General features: G+C 61.5%; 5 protein-coding genes. All 5 read right to left on the reverse strand.

Going from position 1 to position 5,781, the window contains the following annotated elements; translation table 11 throughout:
• A partial coding sequence (gene hflX / locus MJ956_RS10350; RefSeq protein ID WP_253964390.1) for a GTPase HflX occupies nucleotides 1-1,010 on the reverse strand: 1,010 nt, incomplete at its 3' end.
• Entirely contained in the window at nucleotides 1,011-1,256 is a 246-nt protein-coding gene (hfq, locus tag MJ956_RS10355) for an RNA chaperone Hfq (RefSeq protein ID WP_206453939.1), read from the reverse strand. It abuts the gene before it with no gap.
• Between the two features lie 181 nt (nucleotides 1,257-1,437).
• A complete protein-coding gene (trkA, locus tag MJ956_RS10360; RefSeq protein ID WP_253964391.1) occupies nucleotides 1,438-2,814 on the reverse strand; it encodes a Trk system potassium transporter TrkA in 1,377 nt (458 codons plus the stop codon).
• 159 nt (nucleotides 2,815-2,973) lie between these two features.
• The gene (gene ntrX, locus MJ956_RS10365) at nucleotides 2,974-4,338 is read right to left on the reverse strand and encodes a nitrogen assimilation response regulator NtrX (RefSeq protein WP_253964392.1); all 1,365 of its coding nucleotides are present in this window, start codon (nucleotides 4,336-4,338) and stop codon (nucleotides 2,974-2,976) included.
• Nucleotides 4,310-5,781, reverse strand: a 1,472-nt coding sequence (locus MJ956_RS10370) for a sensor histidine kinase (protein ID WP_253964393.1), incomplete at its 5' end; no start/stop codon positions are given. The genes ntrX and MJ956_RS10370, both read right to left, overlap by 29 nt.

Consider the following 5,781-nt stretch of genomic DNA (forward strand, 5'->3'; position numbering starts at 1 on the left):
GCGTCGATGTCGAGGTCACGCAAGATTTTCCCAACGTCCTCGGCCTGCGCCAAGCTATCGGGATCGGCCATGTCGCGTACATGCAGGACGATCTCGGCTTCGATCACCTCTTCCAAGGTTGCACGGAAGGCGGCGACGAGATGGGTCGGCAGGTCGGAGACGAAGCCCACGGTATCGGAGAATATGACGTCGGTGCCGTGGGGAAGCGTGGCACGGCGTAGAGTCGGATCGAGCGTTGCGAACAGCAGGTCTTTGGCGAAGACGTCCGCGCCGGTCAAGCGGTTGAAAAGCGTCGATTTTCCCGCGTTCGTATAACCGACCAGCGCCACCACCGGGTGTGGGGCTTTCTTGCGCTTGGTGCGGTGCAACTGGCGTGTGCGCCGCACCGACTCCAGATCCTTTTCCAGCCGCTTGATGCGCTCCTGCAGCTGGCGGCGATCGGATTCGATCTGCGTTTCACCGGGTCCGCCCAGAAATCCGGCACCGCCGCGCTGTCGCTCGAGATGAGTCCAACTGCGTACAAGCCGGCCGCGTTGATAGTTCAGATGCGCCAGTTCGACCTGAAGCCGACCCTCCTTCGTTCGGGCGCGTTGGCCGAATATCTCGAGGATGAGCCCGGTCCGGTCGAGGACCTTGGCGTCGAGCTCCTTTTCGAGATTGCGCTGCTGGACTGGCGTCAGTGGGTGGTCGAAGACGACGAGCCCGATCTCCTCGCTCGCCACGAGGCCCTTCAGTTCGTCGACCTTGCCGGCGCCGATCAGCGTCGCAGGGCGCGGCCGAACGCCGCTGACGATGCCGCTGGCCACGATATCGAGGCCGATTGCGGCGGCCAGGCCCATCGCCTCCTCCAAGCGCGCGTCGTCGCTCCGGCGCACAAGCTCGGAGCCGCCCTGGCTTGCCTCGTCTCGCGATTGAAACTGCTTGAAGACCGGAACGAGGACCGCCGCGCGCGTGATCACACTGCCGTGCTCGATCGGGCCCTTTGGCCTGGATTCCTTACGTTCGGCCAATCACGCCTTCCCGTCTTCGTCGCCGTCATACATGTTGACCGGCTGCGAGGGCATGATCGTCGAGATCGCGTGCTTGTAGACCAGCTGCGAATGCCCGTCGCGCCGGAGCAGCACGCAGAAATTGTCGAAAGACGTCACCACGCCGGTCAATTTCACGCCGTTGACCAGGAAGATCGTCAGCGAAATCTTTTGCTTGCGGACCGTATTGAGAAAGAGATCCTGCAGATTCTGGGTGCGTTCAGGCATTAAACCTAGTCCTTTTCCTATTCTTATTGGCAGCGGCAACGATCGCCTTGCGGCTTTCGATCCGTGCGTTTCGCTCGGTCTCTACCAAGCGCTTACGGTGTCGGTGCTTCGCCTCGCAACCTCGACCGTAACAAAAACTCGACCGCCTGGCTGATGAACCCACCGCTGCGGAGCGACTGGATCAAAAAAACTCCAAACTCACGCGGAACAGCTGCTCGACATGGCGGACGGCGCTGGCCGTCGCGAAGATCACGACACGGTCCTTCGCCTTGATCTTGGTTTGCCCACTGGGTCGGACAAACTCGCCATTGCGATAGATCGCGCCGATCCGCAAGTTCTCCGGCAAATCCAGTTCGCGCAACGGCTTGCCGACCAGCGGCGAGGTCTCCAGCGCCTCGGCCTCGATCACCTCCGCAACGCCGTTCTGAATCGAGTGAACCGCCCGAATTCGTCCGCGCCGCACATGCTGGAGAACCCGCGAAATTGTAACCGAACGCGGATTGATAAAGGCATCGATACCGAGCGTTCGGGTGAAACTCTGGTAGTCGGGATTGTTCAACAAGGTCAAATTGCCGCTGCATCCGAGCCGCTTTGCCATGACACTGGCGAGGACATTGACCTTGTCATCATTGGTCAGCGCCACCAGAAGATCACTCTGTCTGATGTCGGCCTCATTCAGAATCGCCTGATCAAGACCGCTGCCATGCAACACGATGGTCCGCTTCAAGGTGTCGGCGATGGTGATCGCGCGCTCGTGGTCCGCCTCGATAACACGAACCTTGGCGCCAAGGTTGCGGCTTTCCATCTGCCGCGCGACGTAAAGCCCGATATTGCCGCCGCCGACGATGACTATCCGGCCAGCCTCCGGCTCCTCGTGACCGAATAGACCAAGCGTCCGGCGCACATGGGAGCGCTCGGCGACCACATAGGCGACGTCGCCCGCCACCATCTGGTCGCTCGATGTCGGAATGAACAGCCGCTCCCCACGCCAAATGCCGACCACCGTGGCTTTCAAATCGGGAAACAGCTCGGTCAACTGGTCGAGAGGCGTATCGACCACCGGGCAGTCGTCGCGGCATTCGATCGCAACCATCGCGATCGTATCGTCGGCAAATCGCACGGCATCCATCGCACCAGGCAGGGCGATCCGCCGCAGCACCATCTCGCCGACCTCGACCTCGGGCGAGATGATGACGTCAATGGGCATGTTGTCGGTCGAGAACAGATCCTGCCAATGCGAACGCAAATAGCTCTGGGACCGGATGCGCGCGATCTTGGTGGGAACATTGAACAGCGAGTGGGCGACCTGACAGGCCACCATATTTACCTCATCATGAAGCGTCACCGCGATGATCATGTCCGCCTGCTCGGCGCCGGCCTCGGCCAAGACGTCGGGATGCGCTCCGTGGCCGACGAAGCCGCGGGCATCAAGATTATCCCGGATCGCCTGGATAAGCGACCGTGACGTGTCGATCACCGACACGTCATTGCGTTCGGATGCCAGGCGCTCGGCGATGCCGTAGCCGACCTGACCCGCGCCACAAATCACCACTCTCATGGAATGAGCCTCTTTTGCCGACCAGCAAGCCGTTCACCACCGGCGTCCATATCGGCTTGAGAGGCTTTGCGCAAAGGGTCCAAGGTCCGCAGCGTCGCGATCTCGCCTATCAGCCTGTAGGGACCAACCCGCCGCCTTCCCCCGTCCGATGCCGCGCCCTCAGATGCCAAGCGACTTCAACTTGCGGTGCAAGGCCGACCGCTCCATTCCGACAAACTCGGCCGTGCGGGAGATATTGCCGCCGAAACGATTGATCTGCGCGACGAGATACTCCTTCTCGAACACTTCACGCGCGTCGCGCAGCGGGAGGGCCAGGATCTGTCCGTCCGACTGACTCGGCGTGCGCGGCAACATTTCGCCCACCTCGCGCGGCAACATATCGGCCGAAATCGCGGTTTCCGCATCGCCGTCACGCGACAGGATCATCAGACGTTCGACGTTGTTGCGCAACTGCCGGACGTTTCCGGGCCAATCGCTGGACTGCAGCACCGCCATCGCCTCGGGGCTGATGGCCTTCGGCTTGATGCCGGTCTGGTCCCTGATCTGCGTCATGAACGCCTCGATCAGCAGCGGAATGTCCTGGCGTCGGTCGGCGAGCGGCGGCACGACGATCGGGACGACGGCAAGCCGATGATAGAGATCCTCACGGAATACCCCATCGGCGATCATCGATTCGAGATTCTGCGCGGTCGACGAAATGATCCGCACGTCGACTTTCACCCGCTTGGAGCCGCCGACGCGCTCGAACGTCTGTTCGGTGAGGACTCGCAGGATCTTGTTCTGTGTCTCACGCGGCATGTCGCCGACCTCGTCGAGATACAGGACACCGCCGTGGGCCTCCTCAAGCGCGCCGACCTTGCGCTCGACCCCTGGCGGGGTCTCCGTTCCGAAGAGTTCCACCTCCATTCGATCAGGCGTGATGGCGGCCGCATTGAGAGCGACGAACGGGCCGTCCGCTCGACTCGAGCCTGCATGGATGGCGCGCGCAACCATTTCCTTGCCGGAGCCCGAGGCGCCCAGGATCATCACCCGGCTGTTGGTGGGGCCGACCCGCTCGATCAACGTCCGCAACTGGTTCATGGGGTGCGACTTGCCGATCAACTCGGCGAAATCGGACGAACGGCGACGCAGTTCGGAAACTTCCCGTTTGAGCTTCGACGTCTCAAGGGCTCGTTCGGCGATGAGGATCAGCCGATCGGCCTTGAACGGCTTTTCGATGTAATCATAGGCCCCCCGCCGGATCGCCGAAACGGCCGTCTCGATATTGCCGTGCCCGGATATCATCACGACCGGGACTTCGGGGTGCTGGGCCTTGATCGCGTCCAGCAGATCAAGGCCATCCAACCGGCTGCCTTGCAGCCAGATATCGAGAAAGATCAGCCGCGGCACCCGGTCGGCAATCGACTGAAGCGCCGCGTCCGAGCCGCCCGCCGTCCGCGTTTCGTGACCCTCGTCCTCGAGAATCCCCGCTACCAGTTCGCGGATGTCGGCTTCGTCATCGACGATCAAGATGTCCGATGCCATCGGTCTCACCTGTCCTTTCTTCCGTCTCTTCTTCGTTCGGCTCGACGGCAGTCTCCATCGCCGGCAAGGTGATACGTACCAATGCACCGTGAGGCTGGTCCGGGGCATCGTCGAGGGCAATGGTTCCGCCGTGATCCTCGATGATCTTCCGTACGATCGCCAGGCCGAGCCCCGTACCCTTCTCGCGCGTCGTCATGTAGGGCTCAAGCAGACGATCTCGATCCTCGCGTGGAAATCCGCGACCGTTGTCGATGATTTCGACGATGTGACGGTTCCAGCCCGGCTCCGCACGGATCACGATGCGACCCTCGACATCCTCGGTTGCTTCGAGCGCCTCGACCGCGTTCTTCACCAGGTTTCCAAACGCTTGTGACAGCAACCGGATGTCGTAGGAACCGAGCATCGGCTGATCCGGAATATCGGCCTCGAAGGCGATTCCGTGGTCGCCCATTTCGCGCATGAAGACCGCCTCGCGCAGCGCTTCGCGGAGGTCTTTGGCTTCCATCTTCGGCTTCGGCATTCGGGCGAAGGTGGAGAATTCGTCCACCATGCGGCCGATGTCGGAGACCTGTCGCACGATCGTTTCTATGCACCGATCGAAGACTTCCCGATCATCCTCGACGCGTTTGCCGTAACGGCGCCGGATGCGCTCGGCGGAAAGCTGAATGGGGGTCAGCGGATTCTTGATCTCATGGGCGATGCGACGCGCGACGTCCGCCCAGGCTGAAGAGCGCTGCGCCTCGACAAGGTCGGTGATGTCATCAATCGTCACCACGCTCGACTGGGCGCCCTCCGCTGCTTCCGAGGACGTGATCCGGATCGCCAGGGTCCTTTCTCGGTCGCGGATGCGCAGTTTGACTTCCTCTTGATACTCTGGCCGCGACGAAAGCGACGCGGCGCGATAGATTCTGCCGATGAGCGGAAACGTCTCATGGAGATGCCGGCCTACGACGAGCCGCGATTCAACGTCGAGAATACGCTCGGCCGACGGATTGACCATCGTCACGGTACCATCCCGTTCCACACCGATCACTCCCACTGTCACGCCCGACAGAACGGCCTCGGTGAAACGGCGGCGTTCGTCGATAACATCCTTGGCGTGCACGAGTTCCGAACGCTGGCTGCGAAGCTGTAGGATCATGTTGTTGAATGTGTTCGACAGGGAACCGACGTCGCCGTCAGAAGCTCGTACCGGAACCGATATGGACAGATTTCCGTCGCTGACCTCGTCGGCAGCGCCCATCAGCATCCGGATCGGTCGGACGAGACGGTCGGCCACGCCAATTCCGGTCCAGATCGCCGACAACAGGACAATCAGGGTGATCCCTAGATATAAAAGGGCAAAAGCGACCTGGAGGCCGAAGCGATTGGACTGGAGACTGGAATATTCCGCCGAACGCTCCTCCATCAGCCGTAACGCAGCGATCACCTCGGGATCGACGG

It is taken from the genome of Aurantimonas marianensis (assembly GCF_024195285.1).
Taxonomy (GTDB): domain Bacteria; phylum Pseudomonadota; class Alphaproteobacteria; order Rhizobiales; family Rhizobiaceae; genus Aurantimonas; species Aurantimonas marianensis.